The sequence below is a fragment of the Bradyrhizobium sp. KB893862 SZCCT0404 genome (genome assembly GCF_018130885.1).
Classification (GTDB): Bacteria; Pseudomonadota; Alphaproteobacteria; order Rhizobiales; family Xanthobacteraceae; genus Bradyrhizobium; species Bradyrhizobium stylosanthis.
Map to the genome: position 1 here is coordinate 66422 of NZ_JAFCLT010000019.1, position 26466 is coordinate 92887.

The 26466-nt window shown below is 65.9% G+C and carries 24 protein-coding genes; 13 read left to right on the top strand and 11 right to left on the bottom strand.

Annotation, left to right across the window (positions count from 1 at the left end; translation table 11 throughout):
* Window positions 1–225: 225 nt before the first annotated feature.
* Window positions 226–1116 (bottom strand): peptide chain release factor N(5)-glutamine methyltransferase, encoded by an 891-nt coding sequence (gene prmC / locus JQ617_RS38930; protein ID WP_212030969.1) that lies wholly within the window; start codon window positions 1114–1116, stop codon window positions 226–228.
* A 90-nt stretch (window positions 1117–1206) separates the two neighbouring features.
* Here prmC and JQ617_RS38935 point away from each other — a divergent pair, with 90 nt between their 5' ends.
* The gene (locus JQ617_RS38935) at window positions 1207–1632 is read left to right on the top strand and encodes an HIT domain-containing protein (protein ID WP_212030970.1); all 426 of its coding nucleotides are present in this window, start codon (window positions 1207–1209) and stop codon (window positions 1630–1632) included.
* Between the two features lie 9 nt (window positions 1633–1641).
* On the opposite strand, the gene JQ617_RS38940 is transcribed toward JQ617_RS38935, so the two are convergent.
* The 4 genes from JQ617_RS38940 to JQ617_RS38955 all read right to left on the bottom strand — a co-directional run bounded on the left by JQ617_RS38940 (window position 1642) and on the right by JQ617_RS38955 (window position 6493).
* Window positions 1642–2340, bottom strand: a complete 699-nt coding sequence (locus JQ617_RS38940) for an ABC transporter ATP-binding protein (protein ID WP_212030971.1) — start codon at window positions 2338–2340, stop codon at window positions 1642–1644.
* Window positions 2337–4175 (bottom strand): branched-chain amino acid ABC transporter ATP-binding protein/permease, encoded by a 1839-nt coding sequence (locus tag JQ617_RS38945; RefSeq protein WP_212030972.1) that lies wholly within the window; start codon window positions 4173–4175, stop codon window positions 2337–2339. Before JQ617_RS38945 ends, JQ617_RS38940 begins: the two co-directional genes overlap by 4 nt.
* Window positions 4176–4186: 11 nt before the next feature.
* Window positions 4187–5062 carry a branched-chain amino acid ABC transporter permease gene (locus JQ617_RS38950; protein WP_212030973.1) on the bottom strand — a complete coding sequence of 292 codons (876 nt, stop codon included), beginning with the start codon at window positions 5060–5062 and terminating at the stop codon, window positions 4187–4189.
* Between the two features lie 99 nt (window positions 5063–5161).
* On the bottom strand, window positions 5162–6493 hold the full coding sequence (locus tag JQ617_RS38955; protein WP_212030974.1) for a substrate-binding protein: 1332 nt from the start codon (window positions 6491–6493) through the stop codon (window positions 5162–5164).
* A 278-nt stretch (window positions 6494–6771) separates the two neighbouring features.
* On the opposite strand from JQ617_RS38955, the gene JQ617_RS38960 reads away from it, so the two are divergent.
* Window positions 6772–7341 carry a hypothetical protein gene (locus JQ617_RS38960; protein ID WP_249157862.1) on the top strand — a complete coding sequence of 190 codons (570 nt, stop codon included), beginning with the start codon at window positions 6772–6774 and terminating at the stop codon, window positions 7339–7341.
* Between the two features lie 120 nt (window positions 7342–7461).
* Window positions 7462–7929, top strand: coding sequence for a MarR family winged helix-turn-helix transcriptional regulator (locus tag JQ617_RS38965; RefSeq protein WP_212030976.1), 468 nt, complete (start codon window positions 7462–7464; stop codon window positions 7927–7929).
* 9 nt (window positions 7930–7938) lie between these two features.
* Here the strand turns inward: JQ617_RS38965 and prfA are convergent, their stop codons facing one another.
* From prfA to JQ617_RS38980, 3 genes are all read right to left on the bottom strand, one after another.
* Window positions 7939–9024 carry a peptide chain release factor 1 gene (gene prfA / locus JQ617_RS38970; protein ID WP_212030977.1) on the bottom strand — a complete coding sequence of 362 codons (1086 nt, stop codon included), beginning with the start codon at window positions 9022–9024 and terminating at the stop codon, window positions 7939–7941.
* 58 nt (window positions 9025–9082) lie between these two features.
* On the bottom strand, window positions 9083–11350 hold the full coding sequence (ptsP, locus tag JQ617_RS38975) for a phosphoenolpyruvate--protein phosphotransferase (protein WP_063692836.1): 2268 nt from the start codon (window positions 11348–11350) through the stop codon (window positions 9083–9085).
* 332 nt (window positions 11351–11682) lie between these two features.
* Window positions 11683–12939 carry an aspartate kinase gene (locus tag JQ617_RS38980; RefSeq protein ID WP_063692838.1) on the bottom strand — a complete coding sequence of 419 codons (1257 nt, stop codon included), beginning with the start codon at window positions 12937–12939 and terminating at the stop codon, window positions 11683–11685.
* Window positions 12940–13123: 184 nt separating this feature from the next.
* Here JQ617_RS38980 and JQ617_RS38985 point away from each other — a divergent pair, with 184 nt between their 5' ends.
* Window positions 13124–13591 carry a PH domain-containing protein gene (locus JQ617_RS38985; RefSeq protein ID WP_145669330.1) on the top strand — a complete coding sequence of 156 codons (468 nt, stop codon included), beginning with the start codon at window positions 13124–13126 and terminating at the stop codon, window positions 13589–13591.
* 14 nt (window positions 13592–13605) lie between these two features.
* Window positions 13606–14379 carry a bifunctional 2-polyprenyl-6-hydroxyphenol methylase/3-demethylubiquinol 3-O-methyltransferase UbiG gene (gene ubiG / locus JQ617_RS38990; protein WP_212030978.1) on the top strand — a complete coding sequence of 258 codons (774 nt, stop codon included), beginning with the start codon at window positions 13606–13608 and terminating at the stop codon, window positions 14377–14379.
* A 195-nt stretch (window positions 14380–14574) separates the two neighbouring features.
* On the opposite strand, the gene secA is transcribed toward ubiG, so the two are convergent.
* Complete coding sequence (secA, locus tag JQ617_RS38995) at window positions 14575–17415, bottom strand: preprotein translocase subunit SecA (protein ID WP_212030979.1); 2841 nt, start codon at window positions 17413–17415, stop codon at window positions 14575–14577.
* 353 nt (window positions 17416–17768) lie between these two features.
* Between secA and JQ617_RS39000 the strand changes: the two genes are divergently transcribed.
* Both JQ617_RS39000 and argJ read left to right on the top strand, forming a co-directional pair.
* Entirely contained in the window at window positions 17769–18695 is a 927-nt protein-coding gene (locus JQ617_RS39000; protein WP_212030980.1) for a peptidylprolyl isomerase, read from the top strand.
* A 130-nt stretch (window positions 18696–18825) separates the two neighbouring features.
* A complete protein-coding gene (argJ, locus tag JQ617_RS39005) occupies window positions 18826–20067 on the top strand; it encodes a bifunctional glutamate N-acetyltransferase/amino-acid acetyltransferase ArgJ (RefSeq protein ID WP_212030981.1) in 1242 nt (413 codons plus the stop codon).
* 311 nt (window positions 20068–20378) lie between these two features.
* Here the strand turns inward: argJ and JQ617_RS39010 are convergent, their stop codons facing one another.
* Entirely contained in the window at window positions 20379–21704 is a 1326-nt protein-coding gene (locus JQ617_RS39010; RefSeq protein ID WP_212030982.1) for a TadE/TadG family type IV pilus assembly protein, read from the bottom strand.
* Between the two features lie 138 nt (window positions 21705–21842).
* Here JQ617_RS39010 and JQ617_RS39015 point away from each other — a divergent pair, with 138 nt between their 5' ends.
* Window positions 21843–22253 (top strand): (deoxy)nucleoside triphosphate pyrophosphohydrolase, encoded by a 411-nt coding sequence (locus JQ617_RS39015; RefSeq protein WP_212030983.1) that lies wholly within the window; start codon window positions 21843–21845, stop codon window positions 22251–22253.
* A 99-nt stretch (window positions 22254–22352) separates the two neighbouring features.
* Here JQ617_RS39015 and JQ617_RS39020 read toward each other — a convergent pair whose 3' ends face one another.
* Window positions 22353–23207, bottom strand: a complete 855-nt coding sequence (locus tag JQ617_RS39020) for a methyltransferase domain-containing protein (protein WP_212031002.1) — start codon at window positions 23205–23207, stop codon at window positions 22353–22355.
* Between the two features lie 108 nt (window positions 23208–23315).
* Here JQ617_RS39020 and JQ617_RS39025 point away from each other — a divergent pair, with 108 nt between their 5' ends.
* The 5 genes from JQ617_RS39025 to JQ617_RS39045 are packed head-to-tail and all read left to right on the top strand — an operon-like array spanning window position 23316 to window position 26437.
* On the top strand, window positions 23316–23903 hold the full coding sequence (locus JQ617_RS39025) for a macro domain-containing protein (RefSeq protein ID WP_212030984.1): 588 nt from the start codon (window positions 23316–23318) through the stop codon (window positions 23901–23903).
* 59 nt (window positions 23904–23962) lie between these two features.
* Window positions 23963–24760 (top strand): ComF family protein, encoded by a 798-nt coding sequence (locus JQ617_RS39030; protein WP_212030985.1) that lies wholly within the window; start codon window positions 23963–23965, stop codon window positions 24758–24760.
* A 47-nt stretch (window positions 24761–24807) separates the two neighbouring features.
* Window positions 24808–25083 carry a glutaredoxin 3 gene (gene grxC / locus JQ617_RS39035; protein WP_145669322.1) on the top strand — a complete coding sequence of 92 codons (276 nt, stop codon included), beginning with the start codon at window positions 24808–24810 and terminating at the stop codon, window positions 25081–25083.
* Window positions 25080–25958 (top strand): carbon-nitrogen hydrolase family protein, encoded by an 879-nt coding sequence (locus JQ617_RS39040; protein ID WP_212030986.1) that lies wholly within the window; start codon window positions 25080–25082, stop codon window positions 25956–25958. The genes grxC and JQ617_RS39040 overlap by 4 nt, the downstream gene beginning before the upstream one ends.
* A complete protein-coding gene (locus JQ617_RS39045; RefSeq protein ID WP_063692857.1) occupies window positions 25955–26437 on the top strand; it encodes a DUF1178 family protein in 483 nt (160 codons plus the stop codon). The genes JQ617_RS39040 and JQ617_RS39045 overlap by 4 nt, the downstream gene beginning before the upstream one ends.
* The last annotated feature ends 29 nt before the right edge of the window (window positions 26438–26466 follow it).

The window sequence follows — 26466 nt, forward strand, 5'->3', positions numbered from 1 at the left end:
AGCGCAATATCAGGCTTTCGTTCACTTTGCGGTCGGAGAGCAGCGCAGCTCACTGGGCCATCGCGCTCAACAGGACCTGCGGCTTGGAACCTTTAAATCAGTAAAGCTCTCGTCCGAGAGCCCGGCTTTCGCCCGTAGGTCTACGGGGCCGGCACCGATGTGTTGACCGGAACGTAGTCGTTCCCAAGGGATATTCCAAGAGCTTTTTACAAGCCAATCCGGCTTTTATGGGGGCATTTTTCGGGCCGACACGGCCCTCGGGATGCCCGCCAAATCGGCCTTGGGTGGCCTGTCCACTACCAACGCGGCAGCAGCCATCAAGGTTTCAATATTTCTGGCCTGGCCCTGTCCCGCCTCGACGATCAGCGCGCCGCCGGGAACGAGGCGCTCGGCCGCCTGCGGGATCAGGGCGCGGTAGGCATCATACCCGTCATTGCCGCCGTCGAGCGCCAGATGCGGATCGTGCTCGCGCACCTCGATGCTCAATTTCGGAATTTCGGCCGAGGGGATATAGGGCGGATTCGACACGATCAGGTCGAACGGGCCCGAGAGCGCCGCCAGATAGGAGCAGGCGACGAAGCCGGACCGGTTGCCGAGGCCCAGAGAAGCGGCATTGCCGCGCGCGGTGCCGAGTGCGGTGAGGCTGAGATCGGTGCCGACACCGAAGGCATCGGGAATCTCGTGCAGCAGCGCGAGCAGGATCGCGCCGGAGCCGGTGCCGATGTCGGCGATGCGGGGCTGCTGGATCTTCCGTTCGCGAAACAGCTCGAGCGCGCGCTCGACCACGGTCTCGGTGTCGGGACGCGGGACCAGTGTCGCGTCCGAGAGGCGAAGCGGCAGGCCCCAGAATTCGCGCGTCCCGAGGATGCGCGCGACCGGCTCGCCCGCGATCCGGCGCTGCGCATAGGCTTCGAGCCGCGCGGTCTCCTCTGCCGTGAGCCGTCGCGCGGCCTGGGTGACCAGGCCCGTCAGGTCGAGCTCCAGCGCGGCGCCGACAAGCAGACGCGCATCGAGCCCGGCCTCCTCGATGCCGGCCGCCTGCAGCCGCGCCGAAAGGCTGCGCCTTGCGCTCTCGATGCTGGGTCCGGAATCGGAAGCTGTCGTCAATGGAACCATCCTGCCTGGCATCGTGGATAGATCGGCGGACTTGCTTGCGTCAACGGCAAGGAGCGCGTCTCATCGTCCCCTGCAGCGAGGGAGGGATCCATGGCGCCGTATGACGATCAGAACGTCTTCGCAAAGATCCTGCGCGGCGAAATTCCCTGTTTCGAGGTCTTCAGGGACGACCGCAGCCTGGCTTTCCTCGACATCATGCCGCGCTCGCCGGGACATACGCTGGTGATTCCGAGGGCGCCGGCGCGAGGGATCCTCGACATCGCGGAGGGCGAGCTCGCCGCTGTTGCGCTGACCGCCAAGCGGATCGCGGTCGCCGCGATGAAGGCCTTCGACGCGGAAGGTATCATCCTCCAGCAATTCAGCGAGCCTGCCAGCGGGCAGGTGGTTCTTCACCTGCACATGCACGTCATGCCGGTCCGCGCCGGCATCGAGCTCTTGCCGGCGCAGACGCGCAAGGAAGACATGGCCGTGCTCGCCGATCACGCCAGGCGGATGATCGCGGCGCTCGGCAGCTAGCGGCGCCGACTAGACGCCGAGATAGCGCTGCAGCAGCTCCGGCTGGGCCTTGAGCTCCTGTGCCGGACCTTCGTGCACGATGTGCCCGTTGTTGATGATGTAGATGCGCGTCGCCAGCGCCAGCGTTGCCGCCAGATTCTGCTCGACCAGCACGATGGTCTGGCCGGCGGCCGCCAGCTCGCGGCAGGCCTTGACGAGATCGTGGACGATCACGGGCGCAAGGCCCTCGAACGGCTCGTCGAGCAGCACGATCTTGGGATCGCGCACCAGCGCCCGCGCGATCGCGAGCATCTGCTGCTCGCCGCCCGAGAGTTCGGTGCCGCGATTGTTGCGCCGTTCCTTCAGCCGCGGAAACATCTCGTAGATGCGCCCGAGCGGCCAGCGCTTCGGCGCGGTGATCCCGGCGAGGACGATGTTCTCCTCCACCGACAGGCTGCCGAAGATGCGGCGCTCCTCGTGCACGAGCTGCATGCCGGCCTGCGCGATCTTGTGGCTCCTGCGCCCGGCGACGTCGGTGCCGTCGAACTTCACGCTGCCGCTGCGCGGCGTCACGACGCCCATCAGGCTCTTGAGCGTGGTGCTCTTGCCGGCGCCGTTGCGGCCGAGCAGCGCCACCACCTCGTGACGCTCGACATGCATCGAGACGTCGAACAGGATGTGGGAATCGCCATAGTAGCTGTTCAGGCTGTTGACCTCGATCAGGCTCATGCGGCGATCTCCCCATGCACGCCGCCGAGATAGGCCTCCTGCACCGCGGCGTTGGTCCTGATTTCCTCCGGCGTGCCGTCCAGCAGCACCTTGCCCTCCTGCAGCACCGTCACGCGCTCGACCAGCTCGAACAGCGAATCCATGTCGTGGTCGATGATGATCATGGTGCGCCCGCGCGCGATCGACTTGAGCAGCTTGACGGTCTCGACGCGCTCGCGCGGACTCATGCCGGCCAGCGGCTCGTCGAGCAGCAGCAGGCGCGGCGAGGTCGCGAGCGCAAGCCCGATCTCCAGGCGGCGCTTCTCGCCATAGGCAAGCTCGGCGACCTGTGTGTCGGCGCGGCGGGTCAAATTGACCAGCGCGAGCGTATGCTCCACCTGCTCGGTCAGGCCAGCCACACTAGAGAGCTTCCTGAACAGGTCGAGCCGGAATTTTCCGCGGAGTTCCGCCAGCGCCGCGATCGTCAAGTTTTGCCGCACGGTAAGGCCGGTGAAGAGCTGGTTGACCTGGTAGCTCTTGGTGAGGCCGAGCTGGCAAACCTCTGTGACCTTCAATCCCGTGATGTCGCGTCCCTCGAACACGATCCGGCCGGAGGTCGGCGCGATCTCGCAGGTCAGCATCTTGAAGAAGGTCGATTTGCCGGCGCCGTTGGGACCGATGATGCCGCGCAGCTCGCCCTGGTTGACGCTGAAATCGATGTCGCTGTTGGCGACGAGGCCGCCATAACGCTTGGTGAGGCCGGTGGCTTGCAGGATCGGTCCGGAATAGGCGGGATGCGCGACGTCCTTGGCCTGCAACGGGGCGGGCGGGAGCTGCGGCGTCGCTTCGGCATCCTGCTCCGTGTCGGCATCCGTCCGCTGACGCTTGCCGGAGGCGAGGCGATAGAGGTCGGCAAGGCCGCCGACGATGCCGCCGCGCAGGAAGCAGACCAGCAGCACGAACACCACGCCGAGCACCAGCTTCCAGGCGGCGCCGAGGCCCAGCGCCGACTGGAGGAAATCCTGGAGGAAGAGCCAGACGGTCGCGCCGACCAGCGGGCCGAACAGCGTTCCGCGGCCGCCAATGGCGGTCTGCATCACGAGCTGGCCGGAGGTGTCGAAAGTGAACGCGTCGGGCGGCATGAAGGCCTGGAGCACGCCGAGCAGGCCGCCGGCGAAACCGGCATAAGCCGCGGCGATCACGAAGGCCGTCAGCTTGTAGCCGTGGATGTTGTGGCCGACGGCGGTGGCGCGTAGCGGATTGTCACGGATGGCGCTGAAGATGGCGCCGACCGGCGACCGCACGATCCGGAGCGCGATGGCGACGCCGACGAAATAGCACAGCGCGATGAACTGATAGAGCGACCAGCCATTGGTGAAATGCAGGGTGGTGAAGCCGAGATTGAAGCTCGGCGTCGGTACGCCCGGCAGGCCGTTCTCGCCGCCGGTGAAATCCGACAGCGGATTGAACTCGACGAAGAAGAACACCTCTGCGATCGCCACGGTGATCATCGCGAAGTAGATGCCGGTGCGGCGCAGCGCGATCAGGCCGATCAGGTAGCCGGTCGCGGCCGCCGCGATCATGCCGATGATCAGCGCGCCCAGCACGTTGCCGAAGCCCGCGCGAGTCAGAAGATACGCCGCGACGAAGCCGCCGGTGCCATAGAACGCGGACTGGCCGAACGACAGCAGGCCGGTGAAGCCGAACAGGATGTCGAAGCCGAGGCCGAACAGGCCCCAGACCAGGATCCGGTTCACGGTGTTGGGGGCGAAGCCGAGATGAGGCAGCACGAAGGGCGCTGCGATCAAGCCGATCGCGGTCAGGGTCTCGATCAGGAACGGGCGTTGCTTGAGCATCGGGAAATCGCTTACTCGCGGCCCTGGACGCCGAGCAGGCCATGCGGTCGCACCACGAGCACGAGCGTCATTGCCGCAAACAGCATCACATAGGCATAGCCGGGGTTGAACATGGAGGTGACGCTGATGATCTCGCCGGCGATCAGGCCGCCGAGGATCGCGCCGGGGAACGAGCCGACGCCGCCGATCACCACCACCACGAAGGTCTGGACCAGGATGTCGTCGCCGATCCCCGGTGTCAGCGACACCACCGGCGCGTTGATGATGCCGGCAAAGCCCGCGGCCATCGCGCCGATGCCGAACACCACCATGAAGACGCGGTAGACGTTGATGCCGAGCGAATCGACCATCACCGAATCCTCGATGCCGGCCCGCACGATCATGCCGAGCCGGGTCCGGTAGAGCACGATGAACAGCGCGCCCAGCGCGACCGCGACGATGCCGACCACGGCCAGGCGATAGGTCGGGTAGAACATGAAGCCGAGATTGGTGATGCCCTGGAACAGCGCCGGCGGCGGCACGATCTGCGACTGGCTCGAGAAGATCAGGCGCACCAGTTCGACGAAGCAGATGCCGAGCCCGAACGTCACCAGCAACTGGTCCTCGTGCGGACGATGATAGAAATGGCGGATGATGACGCGCTCCATCGCGACGCCGAGCAGCATCACGAACAGCGATCCCGCGATGACGGCGAGGACGAATGATTCCGTGTACTGGTACGCGACGAATCCGGCATAGCCGCCGATCATGAACATCGCGCCGTGCGCGAGGTTGAGCACGCCGAGCGTGCCGTAGATGATGGTCAGGCCGGAGCTGATCAGCGCGAGCAATGCGCCGAGTGCGAGCCCGTTGAAGAGCTGCGAAACGAGATTTGGCCAACTAATCATGCAATGATCGCCGTTGCGACGCGCGGGGCAGCTGCGTCAAAAAAGGTGACGCCGCAGGACCAGAGTTCAGCCCGCGGCGTCACAGGGGTTAGCGCGGGATCAGGTGTAGTCGCCGAGATGGCAGCCGAATGCGTCCGGTTTCTGCATCAGGCTATCGCCGGGGACGATCTCGACCACGTCGTACCAGTCTTCCTTGTTCTTCATGTCCTTCTGCTGCTTGCCCTTGACGATGATCACGGGGCGGACGCACTGGTGATCCTCGGGGCGGTAATGCACGTCGCCGACGAGGGAGGGGATCGTCTCGCCCTTCTCATAGGCCTTGATCACGTCGGGAGGACTGAAGCTGCCGGCCTGCTCGCACATGCGGGCCCAGTGCGCGAAGCTGACATACGCGTTCTCGGCGCCCCATTCCGGCTTGTAGCCGTACTTCTTCTCGAAGGCCTCGTTGAACATCTTGGCCAGCGGGAACTTGTCTTCGATCGTCCACCAATAGTCGGTGGCGGCATAGACGCCCTGCATCAGGCCGCCGGTCTCGCGCGCGATGAACGGCACCTGGTAGGGGACGACCAGCTTCATCTTGTCGAGCACGCCGAACTGCTTGGCCTGCTGGGTCGACAGCACCGCGTCGTGGCCCCAATTGACGTTGATCAGTACGTCGGCGCCGGAATTCGCGACGTTGAGCAGATAGGACGAATAGTCCGGCGCGCCGAGCGGTGCGACCTGGTTGGTCACCGTGGTCCAGCCGGCGGTCGCGAGGAAGTCCTGCATCGACTTGGTGACGGTGTGGCCGTAGGTGTAGTCGGGCGTGAGGTAGGCCGCCTTCTTGCCCTTGCCGAACTCCCTGACCATCACCGGTCCGATCGCCGCGGCCGCGGTCTGGCCGAAGAAGTTCTGGCGGACGCCGTAACGCACGCAATCCTTGCCGGTGGTGTCGTTCGAGCCGGAGATGCCGCAGACGAACAACACATGCTCGCGCTGGGCGAGCTTGTTGAGCGCGACGGCGACGGCGCTCGACGTTCCGCCGGTGATCATGATCGCCTTGTTCTCGCTGATGAAGCGCTGTTGCGCCTGCACCGCCTCGTTCGGCTTGGCCGCGGAGTCCGCGACGCCGAACTTCAGCTCCTTGCCGAGCACGCCCTTGCTGGTCTTGGGCGAGATCTTCTTGATCAGCTCATGGCCCTCGTTGATGTGCTCGATCGCGAGCTGATAGCCCTTGAGCTCGTCCTCGCCCTGTACGGCATAGGTTCCGGTGCGCGGCACCGAGATTCCGATAAACGCGGTGGAACCGGACACGCCCGAGGGATAGGAGCCGATCGGCTTGTCTTCGGCGAAGGCCGGCATTGCCGGCAGCATCGAGCCGCCGATGAGGCCCGCGGTGGTCTGGAGCAGGCCACGGCGCGAGAGGCGGCGGCGGATGAGGTCGTCAGTCATATCGTTTCCTCCGAACATCGTTCTTGTTTTCAAGACAAACGCGACCCGTCCGGCGGGCGGCAGGCCCCGAAGGCCTGCTCGCGCCGGGCACGTCACATCCCCGTGTTGCTCCGGGTTGCAAGCATTGCTTGTGACGGTCCTCTGTCAATTTCGCCTTTGGTCGAACGGCGAAAATTATCTCGTGAAAACATATCGGATCACGATATATATTATCCTTTGTGACTACGAAGCCGGCGGTTCCGGCGAGAGAAGCGGCGAGGCAAACGACGGTGACGGGCGTGCGGAAGCGACAGGCCTGGCCGCAGCAGCAGGCTGCGCGGCCCGCGGGAGAGAGCGACGAGCAGCGTGGAGCGTCGCAGTCCGGCGATGCCCCCCGCGGGCCCGAGCCGCGCAACCGGCTTGTCGCGCGGCCCGGCGGCTCCGTTCAGGCCAAGCGCGCGCCAAGGCCGATGCAGAAGCTGACCGTGCGCGCCCAGAACGTCCTCAAGGAGCTCGCGGTCGAGCTCACCGGCGAGCAGCCGCCGAAGGGGCATTGGTCGCCCTCGCGCGAGTTGCTGCGCGCGCTGACGGCCGAGCGTCTTGCGACCGCGCGCAATTGCGGCCCGCATACGATGCAGGAGATCGTCGACTGGGCGCAGGGCTGCGGCGTCACCATCAAGCCGGTGATCCCATCCGGCGGCTCGCTGTCGCAGATGTGGGCGGAGCTGATCACCAACGCCTCGGCGGGCAGCCTCACCACGGCCGAGATCGCCGGTGCGCTCCAGCGCTCGATCCGGCGCAAGAGCGTGCGCATCCCGATCGCGTTTCAGGTCATCCTGGTGAAGATCCTCTTGTCCAACTTCGAATAGACGGTCGGCGAGGGCGCGATAGGTGTGCATCGCGGCGCCCGTCGGTTGGTTCCACCCCGTCTTCCTTGCTAGTCTCGGCGACGCTCGCTCCACCGGCGGGCGCGGCGCCAAGGGCAGGGAATGGCAGTATCAAAGCGGAAGACGGAACGTGCGGCGGCGACGCCTTCAAAGGGCAGTGCAATGCGCGAGGCCGATTACACGGCGCTGGCGCAGTTCCGCTATCAGCTCCGGACCTTCCTGGCCTTCAGCGAAGCCGCGGCCCAGAAGGCCGGGCTGACGGCGCAGCAGCATCAGGCGCTGCTGGCCATCAAGGGCCTGGCCGATCCCGAAGGCGCCAGCGTCGGCGACATCGCGCGCTTCCTCCTGATCCGCCATCACACCGCGGTCGAGCTGGTCGATCGCATGGCGAAGCTGAAGCTGATCGGCCGGCAAGCCGATCCGGAGGACGCACGGCGCGTCCTGGTCAAGCTGACGGCGAAGGGCGAGCAGAAGCTGCGGTCGCTCTCGCGCATCCATCTGGACGAGTTGAGCGTCGCCGCACCCGCCTTGGGCAAGATCCTGCGATCGTTCGGGGCCAAAGAACGCTGAGGCGCGGGCTCAGGCCGCCGCGCCTTGCGCTGCGAGCTGCGCGGCCTGGTGCTCGGTGGTCAGCGCGTCGATCAGCTCGCCCAGCGCTTCGCCCGCGATCACCTGCGGCAGCTTGTAGAGCGTCAGGTTGATACGGTGGTCGGTGACGCGGCCTTGCGGAAAATTGTAGGTGCGGATGCGCTCGGAACGGTCGCCGGAGCCGACCTTCTCCTTGCGCTCGGCCGAGCGGGCGGCCTCGACGCGCTGGCGCTCGGCATCGTAGATGCGCGAACGCAGGATGTTCATGGCGGAGGCGCGATTCTTGTGCTGCGAGCGGCTGTCCTGCATCATCACCACGATGCCGGTCGGGATGTGGGTGATGCGGATCGCCGATTCCGTCTTGTTGACGTGCTGGCCGCCGGCGCCGCCGGCGCGCATGGTCTCGATCCGGAGGTCGTCGTTCTTGATGTCGACGTCGACCTCCTCGACCTCGGGCAGCACCGCGACAGTGGCGGCCGAGGTGTGGATGCGCCCTTGCGTCTCGGTGTCGGGCACGCGCTGCACGCGGTGCACGCCGGATTCGAATTTCAGCTTCGAGAACGCGCCGCGGCCCTGCACCTCCGCGATGATTTCCTTGTAGCCGCCGACGGTGCCCTCGCTCGCCGAGATCACCTCGACCTTCCAGCCCTGCAGGGCCGCGAAGCGCTCGTACATCCGGAACAGGTCGCCGGCGAACAGCGAGGCCTCGTCGCCGCCGGTGCCGGCGCGGATTTCCAGCATCACGTTGCGGTCGTCCATGGCGTCCTTGGGCAACAAGGCGACGCGGATATTCTGGACCAGCTCCTCGATCTTCGGCGTCAGCTCGTCGCGCTCGGCCTCCGCCATGCCGCGCATCTCCGCATCCGTCGCGGGATCGGCGATCAACGCCTCGGTATCGGCGAGCTCTTTCACGGCCGAGCGATATTCCTTCACCGCCTCGATCAGCGGCGTGATCTCGGCAAGCTCGCGCGTGATCTGCACATAGCGCTCGGAGGCGAGCTGCCCCAGCGATTCGGCCTCGAGCGAGGCATGATGGGCGAGCAGGAGGTCCAGTTTGGCTTCGGGGAGTGACGACATCGGTTCAGTCTCAAGGGCGGAAGAAGGCGAGGGCGGCGGGGAGCGGGCGACAGGCCCGCTACAACGCAAGGCCCTCGGCCTCGGCAAATTCCGTCAGCTTCTGCCGGATCGAGACGCTGCCCGCGGGCGCGTCCAGCAGCGGGCCAAGCATCGCTTCGGCCTTCCTGGCGTCGAGATCGAGCACCATGGCCTTGACCGGACCGAGCGCGGTCGCCGAGAGCGACAGCGAGCGGTAGCCGAGCGCGATCAGCGCCAGCGCACCGATCGGCTTCGACGCCATCTCGCCGCAGAGCGAGAGCGATTTCTGCGCGCCCTGCGCCTTGCGCGCGATGTCGCGCAGCGCGCGCAGGATCGGCGCCGACATGGTGTCGAAGCGCTCGGAGACTTTTGCGTTGCCGCGGTCGACCGCGAACAGGAACTGGAACAGATCGTTGGAGCCGACCGAGATGAAGTCGACCTTCTTCAGGAGCTCGTCGAGCTGGTAGAGCAGGGCGGGCACCTCGACCATGGTGCCGATGTCGATTCTTTCGGGCAGCGTGTGGCCGTGCTGGCGCAGGTAGGTGAGCTCGCGCTCGACCAGCGCCTTCGCCGAATCGAATTCGGCGACCTCCGAGATCATCGGGAACATGATCTTCAGCGAACGGCCGCCGCCGGCGCGGAGCAGCGCGCGGATCTGGCCGCGCAGCAGGCCGGGACGATCGAGACCGAGCCGGATCGCGCGCCAGCCCAGCGCGGGATTCTCCTCGATCACGGCTTCCATATAGGGCAGCGCCTTGTCGCCGCCGATGTCGAGGGTGCGGAAGGTCACGGGCTTGTCGCCCGCGGCGTCCAGCACGGTGCGATAGAGCGCAAGCTGGTCGCTGGTGCGCGGCAGGCTCTGTCCCACCATGAACTGCAGCTCGGTGCGGAACAGGCCGATGCCGGCGCTGCCGGTGTCCTCGATATGCGGCAGGTCGATCGCCAACCCTGCATTGATCATCAGCTCGACCTTCTGGCCGTCCCTGGTCATGCAGGGCCGGTCGCGCAGCGCCAGATACTGCGCCTGGCGGCGGGCGCGGAAGCGCACGCGCTCGGCGAAGGCGGCCTCGATCTCCTGCGACGGGCGCACATAGATCGAGCCCGAGGTGCCGTCGACGATGATGGCATCGCCGGGATCGGCAATGCCTGGTGCGTTCGGCACCTCGCCGACGGCGGGAATGCCGAGCGCGCGCGCCACGATCGAGACGTGCGAATTGGCGGTGCCTTCCTCCAGCACGATGCCGCGCAGGCGCTTGCGGTCGTAGTCGAGCAGCGCCGCCGGGCCCATCGCGCGGGCGATGACGATGGCGTTGTCGGGCAATTGCTCGCGTGACGGCGCGTGGTCCTGGCCGACCAGCTGCCGCATCAGGCGATAGCCGAGATCTTCGAGGTCGTGCAGCCGGTCGCGCAGATATGGGTCGGTCGAGCGCAGCATGCGGGCGCGGGTGTCGGACTGCACGCGCTCGACGGCGGCTTCCGCGGTGAGGCCGGTGGCGACCGCCTCGTGCAGCTTGTGCGACCAGCCCTGGTCGTTGGCGAACATGCGGTAGGCTTCCAGCACCTCGCGGTGCTCGCCGCCCTCGGCGACGTCGCCGCGCTCCAGCATGCGGTCGAGATCGGCGCGCAGCTTGGCGAGCGCGGTGTCGAGCCGCTTGATTTCCTTCGGCAGGTCCTCGGCGATGTAGTCCTTGATGACGACGCGCGGCTCGTGCAGCACGACATGGCCGAGCGCGATGCCTTCCGACAGGATGGCGCCGACCTTCTGCGCCGAATGGCGCGCGGCCGGCTCCTGGCCCGGCTGGGCCAGCGCGGACAGCTCGCCGGAGGCGATCAGCTCGGCCAGCACCATCGCGGTGGTTTGGAGCGCCTCGAGCTCCTCCTCGACATAATTGCGCTTGGCGCGGTTCTGCACCACCAGCACGCCGAGCGTATTGCCGGCGCGCAGGATCGGCACGCCGAGGAAGGAGTGATAGATTTCTTCGCCGGTCTCGGGACGGAACGAGAAGGCCGGGTGGCTCTGGGCATCGCTGAGGTTGAGCGGCGTCGCCTCGCTGGCGACGAGGCCGACCAGGCCCTCATGGGCGCTCAGCACGGTATGGTGCACTGCCTCGCGGTTGAGGCCTTCGGTGGCGTAGAGCTCGAGCGTGTTGTCGATGCGCAGCACGTAGACCGAGCACACCTCGGCCACCATGTTGGCGGCGATCAGCACCACGATCTTGTCCAGCCGCTCCTGGGCCGAGACCTGCTCCGCCATGGTTTCGCGGAGCCGTCTCAACAAGACGCGGGGACCTCCCGACGCGCTCCGCATGAACCCTCAATCTCCTCCGTCTGCCCGGCCCGGCGGTATCGGCCGGCGGCTGGACCAAAACTCCAGAAAAACAACCAAATTGTTTGTCCGGCGCAGGCGCAAACTCTCGCTTGCACCGAATCAGCGCCGCCCGAACCGGGATACAGTCTGCGGCAGCCCACCCTCTTCGCCGTATAGCGAACTGGGGCTTGTTTTGCCAAGCAAAACGCCTGCCAAACGCGAAGGTGTGTACACCTTCGCGTTTGCTGCGACCGCTAAGAGAAAATTAGCCTAGGCATGGTCCGGAAAGACCATGCTCAAATAACCACGTGAAGCGCGACCAGGGTCGCGCTTCAGGCCTGATCGAGGCCGTAGAGCGTGTGCAGGGTCCGCACCGCAAGCTCGGTGTAAGCCGTGTCGATCAAAACCGAGAATTTGATCTCGGAGGTTGTAATGGCCCGGATGTTGATATTCCGCCCCGCGAGGGCCGAGAACGCCTGGGCGGCGACGCCGGCATGGCTGCGCATGCCGCTGCCGATCACCGAGATCTTGGCGACGTCGGTGGCGGTATCCAGCCGTGCATAACCGATCTTGGCCTTGGCGGCGGTAATCGTGTCCTTGGCGCGGGTGTAGTCGGCGGCCGGGACCGTGAAGGTCAGGTCGGTGGTCTTGCCGTCCTCGGAGACGTTCTGCACGATCATGTCGACGTTGATGTTGGCCTCGGCCAGCGGGCCGAAGATCGAGGCCGCAACGCCCGGCTTGTCCTCGATCTGGCGCACCGAGATCTGGGCCTCGTCCTTCGAGAAGGCGATACCGGTGACGACGTGGTTTTCCATGATCTCCTCCTCGCCGCAGATCAGCGTGCCGGGCGGTTGGTTGGCATGCGGGTCGATGTCCTCGGGCTTGTCGAAGCTCGATCGGACGAAGATCGGCATGTTGTGGACCATGCCGAGTTCCACCGAACGAACCTGGAGCACCTTGGCGCCCTGCGAGGCCAGTTCCAGCATGTCTTCGAACGCGATCTTGTCGAGCCTCTTGGCCTTCGGCACGATTCGCGGGTCGGTGGTGTAGACGCCATCGACGTCGGTGTAGATGTCGCAGCGGTCGGCCTTGACGGCTGCGGCGACGGCCACGGCCGAGGTGTCGGAGCCGCCGCGGCCGAGCGTGGTGATGCGGCCCGTCTCGGCGTTGATGCCCTGGAAGCCGGCGATGACGGCGACCTCCTTGCGCTCCTGGAAGCGCTTGATGATCTCGCTGCCGTCGATGTCCTCGATCCGGGCCGAGGCATGGGCGTCGCTGGTCTTGATCGGGATCTGCCAGCCCTGCCAGGAGCGGGCCTGGATGCCCATGCCCTGCAGCACGATGGCAAGCAGGCCTGACGTCACCTGCTCGCCCGAGGCGACGACGGCGTCGTATTCGCGCGCGTCGTGCATCGGCGAGGCCTCGGTGCACCAGGCCACCAGCTCGTTGGTTTTGCCCGACATCGCCGAGACGACCACGGCCACTTCATGGCCGGCGTCGACCTCACGCTTCACATGGCGTGCGACGTTGCGGATGCGTTCGATGTTGGCGACGGATGTGCCGCCGAATTTCATCACGAGGCGGCTCATGACGACGCGTGCATTCCCTCATAAGGATCAGTATGGTGACCCGCACCGGACGTGCCTGTGGACACCGACCGCGCGTATACAGAGCGGCGGGGCCGGGGGCAAGCGGGTTCCTGCGGGGGCAGGGTGCGGTCGGGCTTGAGGGTCGGGCGTAACGTCGGGCTTGGGGTATGGGTTAACCGAGATCATGGCGCGTTATATCGACGAGATCCTGCAGCCCGGCGAGCGGGTGCTGTATTCGACCAATGCGCACTGGATCTTCTATTTCCCGGCCATTGTGGCCTGGATCGTGGCCCTGGCCTTTCTCGTCCTGGCGCGCCAGAGCACGGTCGATGGGCTGATGATGCTGTCCCTGGCCGCCGCCGGCGTCGCCGCGCTGGCCGGCCTGTTCTGGACCATCAAGGGCTGGTTCCATCGCTTCACCACCGAGACCGACGTCACCAACTTGCGGGTTGTGCACAAGACCGGGTTCATCAAGCGCCGGACCTTTGAAATGGCGCTGGACAAGGTCGAGAGTGTCGACGTCGACCAGTCGATTCTTGGACGTATTCTCAACTACGGCGACGTGACGATTCGCGGGGTCGGCGAGGGGATCGAGAAGATCACCACCATCGCCTCGCCGCTCGCCTTCCGTAGTTCGATCACCACGCGGTAGGACCGCGCGTAACCATGAGCATGCAGCAAAATACTTCCCTCTCCGCCACCGCCCAGCCGGGCTCGACCGTCGACGCCGCCGAGATCGCGAAATTCTCAAAACTCTCGGCCGAGTGGTGGGATCCCAAGGGCAAGATGGCGCCGCTGCACCGGATCAACCCGCTGCGGCTCGGCTACATCCGTGACGCGGCCTGCCGCAAGTTCGAGCGCAACGTGCGCAGCCTCAACTGCCTCGGCGGCCTGCGCGTGCTGGACATCGGCTGCGGCGCGGGCTTGCTGTGCGAGCCGCTGTCGCGGTTGGGGGCGCAGGTGATCGGCGTCGATCCCTCGCAGAGCAACATCGCCGCGGCAAAGCTGCATGCCGACAAGAGCCATCTGTCGATCGACTATCGCTGCACCACGGTGGAGGAGATCGACCCGCGCGAGCGCTTCGACATCGTGCTGGCGATGGAAGTGGTCGAGCACGTCGTCGATGTCGGCGTTTTCCTCAAGCGCTGCGCCTCGATGCTGAAGCCGAACGGGCTCATGGTGGTCTCGACCCTGAACCGGAACTGGAAGAGCTTTGCGCTCGCCATCGTCGGCGCCGAATACGTGCTGCGCTGGCTGCCGCGCGGCACCCACGAGTGGAACAAGTTCGTCACCCCCGACGAGCTGACCAAATACCTGCTCGACAACCGCCTCGTCATTACCGAGCAGACCGGCGTCGTCTACAGCCCCTTCGCCGACAGATGGGCTCTCTCGTCCGACATGGACGTGAACTACATGGTGGTCGCCGAAGGGATGGTGTGAGGCTCCGGCACAACGTGTGAGCCTTCACATCCCGGGCGCCATCGTGCCCGCGAACGCGCCAAGAACCACGCAAAGCAACGCGCCTGTCCGGCGTGGTGGTCGCTTCTGATTAAATGGAAAGCCTGCAACCTGCCGGTCGCCCCGCTCCGGTGCGCGCTTGCGCACGAGGCGGGGCACGGCGGCATCAGCTAGCCGCTAGGCGTACCGCCCGTGGCAGTGCTTGTACTTCTTGCCCGAGCCGCAGGGGCAGTCCTCGTTGCGGCCGATCTTGCCCCAGCTCGCCGGGTTCTTGGGATCGCGCAGCGCCGCATCGGTGGGCTGCGCCCCCAGCGAGACGCTGGAGATCGCCATCTCGTCCTCGCCGGTGTTCGGGTCGAACTTGTGCGCCTCCATCGGCGGCAGCACGGGGGCTTCCTGCTCCGGCGGAACGATCTCGACGCGCATCAGCTGCGCCGTGACGGCCTCGCGCAGATGCGCGCTCATCTCCTGGAAGAGATTGAAGGCCTCGGTCTTGTACTCCTGCAAGGGATCGCGCTGGCCGTAACCGCGCAGGCCGATGACCTGGCGCAGATGGTCGAGCATGATCAGATGCTCGCGCCAGAGATGGTCGAGCGTCTGCAGCAGGATGGTCTTCTCGACGTAACGCATCACGTCGGGACCCCATTGCGCGACCTTGGCCGCCATGTGCTCGTCGGCCTTGGTCTCGATGCGCGTGAGCAGCTCCTCGTCGGCGATGCCCTCTTCCTTGGCCCAGTCCTCGACCGGCAGGTCGAGGTCGAGCACGCGCTTGAGCTCTTCCTTCAGGCCGGCGACGTCCCACTGCTCGGCATAGGCATGCTCGGGCACGTGCTTGGCGACGAGGTCGTCGATGAAGGCGTGGCGCATGTCGGTGACGGTTTCGGCGACGCTCTCGTCCTTCATCAGGTCGACGCGCTGGTCGAAGATCACCTTGCGCTGGTCGTTCTGGACGTTGTCGAACTTGAGCAGGTTCTTGCGGATGTCGAAGTTGCGCGCCTCGACCTTCTGCTGCGCCTTCTCGAGCGCCTTGTTGATCCAGGGATGGATGATCGCCTCGCCTTCCTGCAGGCCGAGACGCTGCAGCATGCTGTCGAGACGGTCCGAGCCGAAGATGCGCATCAGATCGTCTTCCAGCGACAGGAAGAACTTCGAGCGGCCGGGGTCGCCCTGACGGCCTGAACGGCCGCGCAGCTGGTTGTCGATGCGGCGGGATTCGTGGCGCTCGGAGCCCATGATGTAGAGGCCGCCGGGCTTCTTCACGGTCTTGGCGGGCTTGCTACCCTTCGCCGGCTCGATTTCGACCTCTTCCTCGGCCTTCAGCACGATGTCGCGGAAATGCGCGATGTCGGCCTTGATCTGCTCGATCTTCTTCGCCTTCTCGGCCTCGTCCTCGATGCCGGCGGTCTCCTGCTGGATGCGCATCTCCAGCGAGCCGCCGAGCTTGATGTCGGTACCGCGGCCGGCCATGTTGGTCGCGATCGTGATCGCGCCGGGGACGCCGGCTTCGGCGACGATATAGGCTTCCTGCTCGTGGAAGCGCGCGTTCAGCACCGCGAACAGCTTTGCCGGCTTGCCGGCGCGGGCCGCGGCGTACAGCTTCTGCATCGAATTCTCGTTGCCGAAATCGATCTGCCGGTAGCCGTGCTTCTTGAGATATTCGGCGATCACTTCCGACTTCTCGATCGAGGCGGTGCCGACCAGCACCGGCTGGAGCCGCGCATTGGCGCGCTCGATCTCGGCGAGGATCGCGGCGTATTTCTCGTTCTGGGTGCGATAGACCTCGTCGTCCTCGTCGAGGCGCGCGATCGACAGATTGGTCGGGATCTCCACGACCTCGAGCTTGTAGATGTCGAACAGTTCGTCCGCTTCCGTCAGCGCCGTACCGGTCATACCGGCGAGCTTCTCGTACATGCGGAAATAGTTCTGGAAGGTGATCGAGGCCAGCGTCTGGTTCTCGGGCTGAACCGTCACGTGCTCCTTGGCTTCCAGCGCCTGGTGCAGGCCTTCCGAATAACGCCGGCCGGCCATCATGCGGCCGGTGAACTCGTCGATGATCACGACCTCGTCGTCGCGGACGATGTAGTCCTTGTCGCGCGTGAACAGCGTGTGGGCGCGCAGGGCCTGGTTGATGTGGTGCACGACGGAGACGTTCTCGACGTCGTAGAGCGACTCGCCCTTGAGCTGGCCGGCATCGCGCAGCAGCCCCTCGATCTTCTCCATGCCGGCTTCGGTGAGCGTCACCGTGCGCTGCTTCTCGTCGACCTCGTAATCGGTCTTGTCGAGCTTGGGCAGGAAGCCGTCGATGGTGTTGTAGAAGTCCGAGCGGTCGTCGAGCGGGCCGGAGATGATCAGCGGCGTGCGCGCTTCGTCGATCAGGATCGAGTCGACCTCGTCGACGATGGCGTAGAAGTGCGGCCGCTGGACCATGTCCTCGAGCCGGTACTTCATGTTGTCGCGCAGATAGTCGAAGCCGTATTCGTTGTTGGTGCCGTAGGTGATGTCGCAGGCATAGGCCGCCTTGCGCTCGGCATCGTCGAGGCCATGGACGATCACGCCGGTGGTCAGGCCGAGGAAGCCGTAGATCTGGCCCATCCAGCCGGAGTCGCGGCGGGCGAGGTAGTCGTTGACGGTGACGACGTGGACGCCCTTGCCGGCGAGCGCGTTGAGGTAGACCGCGAGGGTTGCGACCAGCGTCTTGCCTTCGCCGGTCTTCATCTCGGCGATGTCGCCCTCGTGCAGCACGATGCCGCCGATCAGCTGGACGTCGAAATGGCGCTGGCCAAGCGTGCGCTTGGCGGCCTCGCGCACCGTGGCGAAGGCGGGGACCAGGAGGTCGTCGAGCGTCTTGCCCTCGGCGAGCTGTTTCTTGAACTCGGCGGTGCGGGCCTTGAGCGCCTCGTCGGAGAGCTTCGAGACCTCTGCCTCCAGCGCGTTGATCGCGTTGACGCGGGACTGGTATCCCTTCACCCGCCGGTCGTTGGCGGAGCCGAAAAACTTGCGGGCGAGCGCGCCGATCATGCCTAGTTCCTGTGTTCGCGAATTAACCGCGTTGCAGCCAAGAAGTTGTCACCCCCCTGCCTATCAACTCACCGTGACGCCTGATGGCGCCAGAGCCCGGACTGCGGGGGTCGTCCGCCATATGGGTGGGAATTGGGCAAGTCTGGGTTCAACGGCCAAAAACGCAGCAAAATAAACGCCATCGCCATGGTCGCGACCGGGCAGAGATATGGCCCGGTCAGGGCCTTGTCAACGGCGGGCGCATTGCGGCTAATTCATCATTTTGACAGACTTTTCGCGTTGCCAAGCCCCCCTGAATTGGGCGAGTGTCCGCCCCGCTCGAGCAGCCCCCTGCTTCAACAAAAGGATTTTCCATGACCACCTCGTTCCCGGTAACCACCGGCCAGCGTTTCCGCCATGCCTCCGCCCTGGCTGGCAGCCTCGCTCTGGCGCTGACCCTGGCGTTTGCCGGGCCGCTCCGGGCCGCCGACGATCCGGTCCTGGCGAAGGTCAATGGCGTCGAGATCAAGAAGAGCGATGTGGCCCTGGCCGAGGAGGAACTCGGGCCGAGCCTCGCCCAGATGGACCCCGCGACCAAGGATGAGAACGTCCTGTCGTTCCTGATCGACATGAAGATCGTCGGCAAGGCCGCCGAGGACAAGAAGGTCGCCGACAGCGAGGAGTTCAAGAAGCGCCTGGCGTTCGCCCGTACCCGCCTGCTGATGGACAGCCTGCTGGCCCAGGAAGGCAAGGCCGCCACCACCCCGGACGCCATGAAGAAGGTCTACGAGGAGGCCTCCAAGCAGATCACCGGCGAGCAGGAAGTGCGCGCCCGCCACATCCTGGTCGAGACCGAGGACGAGGCCAAGGCGGTGAAGGCCGAGCTCGACAAGGGCGCCGATTTCGCCGAGCTCGCCAAGAAGAAGTCCAAGGATCCGGGCTCCGCCGACGGCGGCGATCTCGGCTTCTTCACCAAGGAGCAGATGGTGCCGGAATTCTCGGCCGTGGCCTTCGCGCTGGAGCCGGGCAAGATCTCCGACCCCGTGAAGTCGCAGTTCGGCTGGCACATCATCAAGGTCGAGGAAAAGCGCAGCCGCAAGGCGCCGGACTTCGAGCAGGTCAAGGCCCAGATCGAGAACTACGTCACCCGCAAGGCCCAGGCCGACTATGTCGCCAAGCTGCGCGCCGAGGCCAAGGTCGAGCGGCTGGACCAGCCGGCGGCGGACGCCAAGTCGGATGCCAAGCCGGCCGACGCGGCGAAGCCCTCCGACAGCAAGATGGCGCCCCCCGCCAAGAAGTAAGAATTTGCTGTCACTTCGGTGACGCCAAGAGTATCTAAGCATCGCAATGGCCGGGCCGAAAGTGCGAAGCACGTCTTCGCACTGGATGTCCCGGCCATCTGCATATCCAGACCTCATCAAGGCACCCGCGATGTCCTCAACCGTCTCCCCGCTCGCCCCGAAGAACGTTCCCGACATGCCCGTCATCGCGGGCATCCGTCTTGCGACCGCCGAGGCCGGCATCCGCTACAAGAACCGCACCGACGTGCTGCTGGCGGTGATGGACAAGGGCACCGCAGTCGCCGGCGTCTTCACCAAGTCGAAGTGCCCGTCCGCCCCGGTCGAATGGTGCCGTGCAAAACTGAAGGGCGGCAAGGCGCGCGCGCTGGTGGTCAATTCCGGCAATGCCAACGCCTTCACCGGCAAGACCGGCCGCGCCTCCACGGCGCTGACCGCCAAGATCGCGGCCAAGGCCGTCGGCTGCAGCGAGAGCGAGATCTTCCTGGCCTCGACCGGCGTGATCGGCGAGCCGCTGGACGCGACCAAGTTCGACGGCGTGCTGGGCCGCCTCGCCGAGACCGCGGAAGCAGGCGACTACCTCGCCGCCGCCAAGGCGATCATGACCACCGACACCTTCCCGAAGGTCGCGACCGCGACCGTCAAGCTCGGCAGGGCCAAGGTCACCATCAACGGCATGGCCAAGGGTGCCGGCATGATCGCGCCCGACATGGCGACGATGCTGTCCTTCATCTTCACCGACGCCCCGATCGCGCCGGCCGCGCTGCAGGCGCTGCTCAAGGCCGGCGTCGAGGACACCTTCAACGCGGTGACGATCGACGGCGACACCTCGACCTCGGACACGCTGCTGGCCTTCGCCACCGGCGCCGCCGCCGCGCACGGCGCACCGAAGATCAGCCGGGCCAGCGATCCGCGCCTGAAGGCCTTCGTGAAGGCCTTCAACCAGGTGCTCGCCAACCTCGCCGAGCAGGTCGCCCGCGACGGCGAAGGCGCGCGCAAGCTGGTCGAGATCACCGTGGAGGGCGCCAAGACCAAGGCCTCGGCGCGCAAGATCGCGATGTCGATTGCCAACTCTCCGCTGGTGAAGACCGCGATCGCCGGCGAGGACGCCAATTGGGGCCGCGTGGTGATGGCCGTCGGCAAGGCCGGCGAGCCGGCCGACCGCGACAAGCTCTCGATCTCCTTCAACGGCATCCGCGTCGCCAAGAGCGGCGCGCGCGATCCGTCCTATGACGAGGCGCAGGTGTCGGAAGCGATGAAGGCGCCGGAGATCGCGATCAAGGTCTCGCTCGGCCTCGGCAAGGGCCGCGACCGCGTCATGACCTGTGACCTCACCAAGGAGTATGTCGCGATCAACGGGGATTACAGGTCGTAAGCTCCACGGCTGTCATTCCGGGGCTCGCGAAGCGAGAACCCGGAATCCAGAAGTGTGCGCGGCTCGAAATACTCAGGTTCGCAATCGCGCACCATAGTTCGACGCTGGCGCATCGCCCCGGAATGACGCGCTAATCATTCTCACTCCGTCATCCTGAGTTGCGAGGCGCGCGATGCCAAGCATTGCGCGGGGAGCCTCGAAGGATGAATCGGCCCACCTGCGTCCGCTCGGAAAGAGCCGGGCAGTCGCCCTTCGAGGGCCGCTGAAGGAGCGGCCGCCTCAGGGTAACGGTGATGGTACCTTGCTTCAGCTCACCCCGAGATCCGCGCGTCCGCCACCGCCTTCTTGAACAGCGCGTTCATGGCGTCCGAGATGCCCTGCGTCGGGCTCACCTCGAAATACAATCCCGGCGAGGCGCAGCTCTGCATGTTCTGCGCGATCTCGCTGTTGGGCGAGGGGCCGTAGGGGCCTACGTTGAAAGGATCGACCCACTTCATGTACCAGCTGTTGGTGGGCAACGCGAGATAGGTCGTGTACAGCACCGCAACCTTGACGCCCCGATCCCGGATCGTCTTGCAGAGCGCAGCATTGAGCGGCGACTGGCAGCGCGTGCTGCCCGAAAGCGGCTTCAGGCACGCGGTGTTGCTTTCGTCGGCGACCCCGTCGGAGACGAAGAGCAGGTATTTCAGCGGGCTGGACGACGTGCCGGGGCCGGGCGAGCTGATCTCGCTGTTCATCGCGGGGAAGATCGCGGTGAATGCCGTGTCCTGATCGCCGTTCTCGTTCTGACCGTTGACCGACATCAGGTCGATATTGCCGGCCGCCGACTTGGCGCTGGAGAGCGAAGCCGACAACGAGAACAGGTTGCGCAGGCCGAGCGTGCTTGCGGCCCCGCCGAAATCGTAGATCGCCATTCTGAACTGGTTTGAATAGGTCGCGGTCACGCTCGCCGTATCCATCAACGATTGCGTCGCGGTACGGAGCACGTCGATCCGGGTGGTCACGCCGAGCTTCTTGGCGAGGTCGTAATAGTTGTTCTTGTCCTTGAGGTCGTGACAGGCAAATGCGCATTTGTCCGATGTGTTGTTGACCATCGTCTGCACGTCGGTCGGCGTCGCACCGACGCCCATCGACGGCGAATTGTCCAGCAGCAGGTAGAAGTCGATGTAGAGCGGCATGGTCGCCGTCGCGGTCGAGGTCCCGCTCATGTTCAGCGTGGTCCTGCCGATCACGCCGAGGAACATGGTGTTGATGCTGGCGCTGAACGTCACCGTCGAGGTCACGGCCGAACCGCTCTTGACCACGGTCGGCGTGATTGCCGTGAGCGTATAGCCGGTCAGGTTGGCGATGTTGGCATTGAAGATGTTCTTGGCGTCGGTGACGCCGGCCGGGATCGCACCGTCCGCGGTCATCGAGCCCGCGGCGATAAAGGCCGGCGATGCCTTGGCGACCGAGCCGACGCTGGCCGCATCGGCGGCGGCCTGGAGCTTGGACCGGACCTGCGTCGCCCGGGAATAATCGACCGCGCAGCCGACCACCGTGATCAGGGGGACGCAGCACAATGCGAAGATCACGGCGACGTTGCCGCGCTTCTCGCGGACAAAGCGGCGCATCGTGGCGTAAATCGCGGCGTGCATGGATCGGGCCCGGAATGGTTGAATCGTTTCCACTCTAGGAACCTTCGATTAAATATGACTTATGGAGGTATCGAAACGCGGGCCGTCACGGGGTTAACAAACCGTTGCGGTCCATCCTCAGCGAGCGACATTCCAGGCATGGCCGATCTCAAACTGACACTGGTGGTGGCTTGCGCGCTGGTCGACGCCGACAAGCGCGTCCTGATCGCGCAGCGCCCCCCGGGCAAGACGCTGGCGGGCCTGTGGGAATTTCCCGGCGGCAAGCTCGAGCCGGGCGAGCGGCCGGAGCAGAGCCTGATCCGCGAGCTGCATGAGGAGCTCGGCATCACCGTCGCCGAGCCGTGCCTGGCGCCGCTGACCTTCGCCAGCTACGGCTACGAGACGTTTCACCTCCTGATGCCGCTCTACATCTGCCGGCGCTGGGAGGGGCAGGTGATGCCGCGCGAAGGCCAGATCCTCGCCTGGGTCCGCGCCAACAAGCTGCGCGACTACCCGATGCCGCCCGCGGACATCCCGCTGATCCCGCATCTGATCGATTTGCTGATGTGAGGATGCGCTTGCGTCGTCATTCCGGGGCGGTCCGTAGGACCGAACCCGGAATCTCGAGATTCCGGGTTCGATGCTGCGCATCGCCCCGGAATGACGGTGCTAGGATTCCGTCTTCCCCGCCTTCTTCACCGCCTCCGCCAGGCTTGCTTTCGCCGACCCCGGCTTGAGCGGCTGCTGCTGGCTCGCATGCGGCGCCCAGCCGGACAGCCAGATGATGTCGAAGGTCGCGCGGATGCGGCCGTCGGCATCGGCAAAGCGCTCGGCATAGATCTCGGCCATGCGCAGCATCGTCGCCCGTCGCGTCGGCGTGCGGCGCCGCTCGATCAGCATGTTGGACGCGCCCATGCGGCGGAGATCCTGCATCAGCGCGAACGCATTGCCATAGCGCACCACGACGCGGTCGACGTCGGTCACCGGCAGCGCAAAGCCCGCCCGCTGCAGCAGCGCGCCGATGTCGCGCAAATCGGCGAACGGCGCCACGCGCGGCGACACGCCGCCCTCGCATTCGGCTTCCGCCGCGGCAAAGGCCTGCCGCAGCTCGGTCAGGCTGTCGCCGCCGATCATCGCGGCCAGCAGCAGGCCGTCCGGCTTCAGCGCACGCCGGATTTGCGCGAACACGCCCGGCAAATCGTTGACGAACTGCAGCGCCAGCGCCGAGACGACGAGATCGAGGCTCTCGGGTGCGACGGGCAGTTTTTCCGCGCCGGCCCCATCGAGTGCGATGTGCGAGATGGAAGGAAGCCGCGCGCGCAAGCCGGCGAGCCCATCGCCGGGCGTCCAGAGATCGGCCGGCGCGTGAAACTCGCGCATCACCGCGGCCAGCCGGTCGGACATGTCCTCGGCGACCCGTTCAAGCAGGAAGCTCACGGCATCTTGCCCCTGCGCACGCCGCTGCCGCGCATGCAGCAAGGCACGATCGAACAGGGCAGGCGGGGTCTGCGGGGGCTGGGCCATGCCGCTGGTTACGCCGATGACCGCCACTCTGGCAACCCAAACAACAGCGAGGCTGGTGGAATGGCCAAACGCGCCATCATATAGTGAGATCCCACCGAGGCCCCGGCCATGCTCAACATTCATCTTCGCGACATCAACGCCGACGTTGTCGATGCGTGGAGGGAAGCGTTTGCAGACGTGGCAAATGTCGAAGTTTCGCTCGGCGATATTTTTGCGCAGCAGGCCGACGCGATCCTGAGCCCAGCCAACAGCTTCGGGTACATGGATGGCGGGATCGACTTGCTCTATTCGCGCTATTTCGGCTGGGAGCTCCAGACCAGTCTGCAGGCTCTATTGGCAGAGCACCATTATGGAGAGCTCCCGGTCGGCCAGGCGGTCGTGCTTGCCACAGCGCACGCGCGCTTCCCGTTTCTGGTGAGTGCGCCAACGATGCGGGTGCCGGCGCGCATCGATCAGACCGTGAATGTGTATCTCGCGTTCCGGGCAGCTCTGATCGCCGTCCTCACGCATAATGCCGACGGCGATGAGGTCATTCAGTCGTTGCTCGTGCCCGGCCTGGGGACGGGCGTCGGTGCAATGCCCGCTGCGCGGGCCGCCCGCCAGATGCGGCTTGCCCATGATTCGATTTTCGCATCGGCCGCAGAGCAGCGGAGCGCTCGTGCGATCCTGAGGGAGCACCACGACCTACTTTCCTGATGTCCGCTTTCGGACCACGGCCGCTTGAGCGGACCATCGCGGACCGCTAGCCTCCCCCCATGGAAGCCGACGCCGCCCCGACCCGCTCGATCGCCGCACCGCTGCGCGCGGCGTGGACGGCCGGCCGTCACGTGCTGGCACGCGCGGCACGGCTGGCGCTGGACATCGCGCTGCCGACGCTGTGCGTGTCGTGCCGCGAGCCGGTGGACGGGGAGGGCGTTTGCGCTTCGTGCTGGGCGCGGCTGTCGTTCATCGAGCGGCCCTATTGCCCGCGGCTCGGCATTCCCTTTGTCTATGACCCCGGCCCCGACATGCTGTCGATGGAGGCGATCGCAAGCCCGCCGGCCTACCAGCGCGCACGGGCGGCGGTGCGTTACGACGATGTCGCGCGCACGCTGGTGCATGCGCTGAAATACCAGGACCGCACTGATCTTGCGCCCGCCATGGGCCGCTGGATGGCGCGGGCGGGCGGCGAGCTGCTCAATGGGGCCGACATGCTGGTGCCGGTGCCGCTGCACTGGCGGCGGGCCTGGCGCCGCCGCTACAACCAGTCCGGCGCACTGGCGCGCGTGATCGAGCGCCAGAGCGGCGTCAGGGTCCGGGGCGAGGTGCTGCGGCGGGTGCGCGCCACCGAGCAGCAGATCGGCCTGTCGCGGGCGCAGCGCGCCACCAATGTGCAGGGCGCATTCCAGGTATCCCCCGACCGTCAGGCCGAGGTCCAGGGCCGCCGCATCGTCCTCGTCGACGACGTCCTGACCTCGGGCGCGACGCTGGATGCCTGCGCGCGGGCCCTGCTGCGCGCCAAGGCGGCCCAGGTCGACGTGCTGGTCTTCGCCCGGGTTGTGGAGGTCAGGTGAAGTCCCATATAATTCAATGAATTCATGACATGAGAGCGTTGGACGACATGACCACTGCCGTCGAGATCTACACCAGGCCCGGGTGCGGCTATTGTTCCGCCGCCAAATCGCTGCTGACCCGCAAGAAGGCGACCTTCACCGAGTTCGACGTTGCCAAGGACCCGTCCTGGCGCGACGAAATGTACGACCGCGCCGGCGAAGGCTCGACCTTCCCGCAGATCTGGATCGGCGGAACCCATATCGGCGGCTGCGACGACCTCTACGCGCTCGATCGCGAGGGCAAGCTCGACGGCATGCTCGAAAGCGTCAAGGCAGTCTCATGAGCGAGAACAGGACCTTCACCGCCGCCATGGTGCAGATGCGCACCGGCCTGCTGCCGGAGCCGAGCCTTGCGCTGGCCACCAGGCTGATCCGCCAGGCCGCCGCCAACGGCGCCGACTACGTGCAGACGCCCGAAGTCAGCAACATGATGCAGCTGAACCGCAAGGCGCTGTTCGAGCATCTGCAGAGCGAAGAGGACGACGCCTCTCTGAAGGCGTATCGCGCGCTCGCCGCGGAGCTGAAGATCCACATCCATGTCGGCTCGCTGGCGCTGCGCTTCTCCGAGGAGAAGGCGGTCAACCGCTCCTTCCTGATCGGGCCCGAGGGCAACGTGCTCGCGAGCTACGACAAGATCCACATGTTCGACATTGAGCTGCCGGACGGCGAGAGCTATCGCGAATCCGCCAATTACCAGCCGGGCGAGACCGCCGTGATCTCCGACCTGCCCTGGGGCCGGGTGGGCCTCACGATCTGCTACGACGTGCGCTTCCCCGCGCTCTACCGCGCGCTGGCCGAGAGCGGGGCCTATTTCATCACCGTGCCCTCCGCCTTCACCCGCAAGACCGGCGAAGCGCATTGGCACGTGCTGCTGCGCGCGCGCGCGATCGAGACCGGCTGCTTCATCTTCGCGGCCGCCCAGGCCGGCACCCACGAGAACAAGCGCGAGACCTATGGTCATTCGCTGATCATCGATCCCTGGGGCGAAATTCTCGCCGAGGGCGATGTCGAGCCCGGCATCATCATGGCCAAGATCGACCCGGCCAAGGTGGAGACCGCGCGCCGCGCCATCCCCTCGCTCCAGCACGGCCGCCGCTTCGGCGTCGCCGACCCCAAGGCGGGGCCGGACCATCTGCATCTCGTGCGGGGCTCGGCATGATCCGCTACGCACTTCACTGCGACCGCAGCCACGAGTTCGAAAGCTGGTTCCAGAGCTCGTCGGCCTATGAGTCGCAGGTGAAGCGCAAGCTGGTGACCTGTCCGATCTGCGGCTCGGCCAAGGTCGACAAGGCGATCATGGCCCCGCGCATCGTCGGCAAGAAGGGCCGCGGCCGCGCGACGCCGCCGCCGGAGCCGGCTTCGACGCCGGCGCCCGAGGCTGCGCCGTCAGGACCGACCTCGCTCTTGATGGCGCAGGAGCGCGAGCTCCGCACCAAGCTCAAGGAGCTGCGCGATCACATCGTCAAGAACGCCGACAATGTCGGCGAGCGCTTCGCCAACGAAGCCCGCGCCATGCATTACGGCGACAAGGAGCACCGCCCGATCTACGGCGAGGCTTCGCCGGAAGAGGCGAAGTCGCTGATCGACGAGGGCATCGAGGTCTCGCCGCTGCCGACCCTGCCGGAAGACCGGAACTGACAGCTCGCTTCTTCGTCATGGCCGGGCAT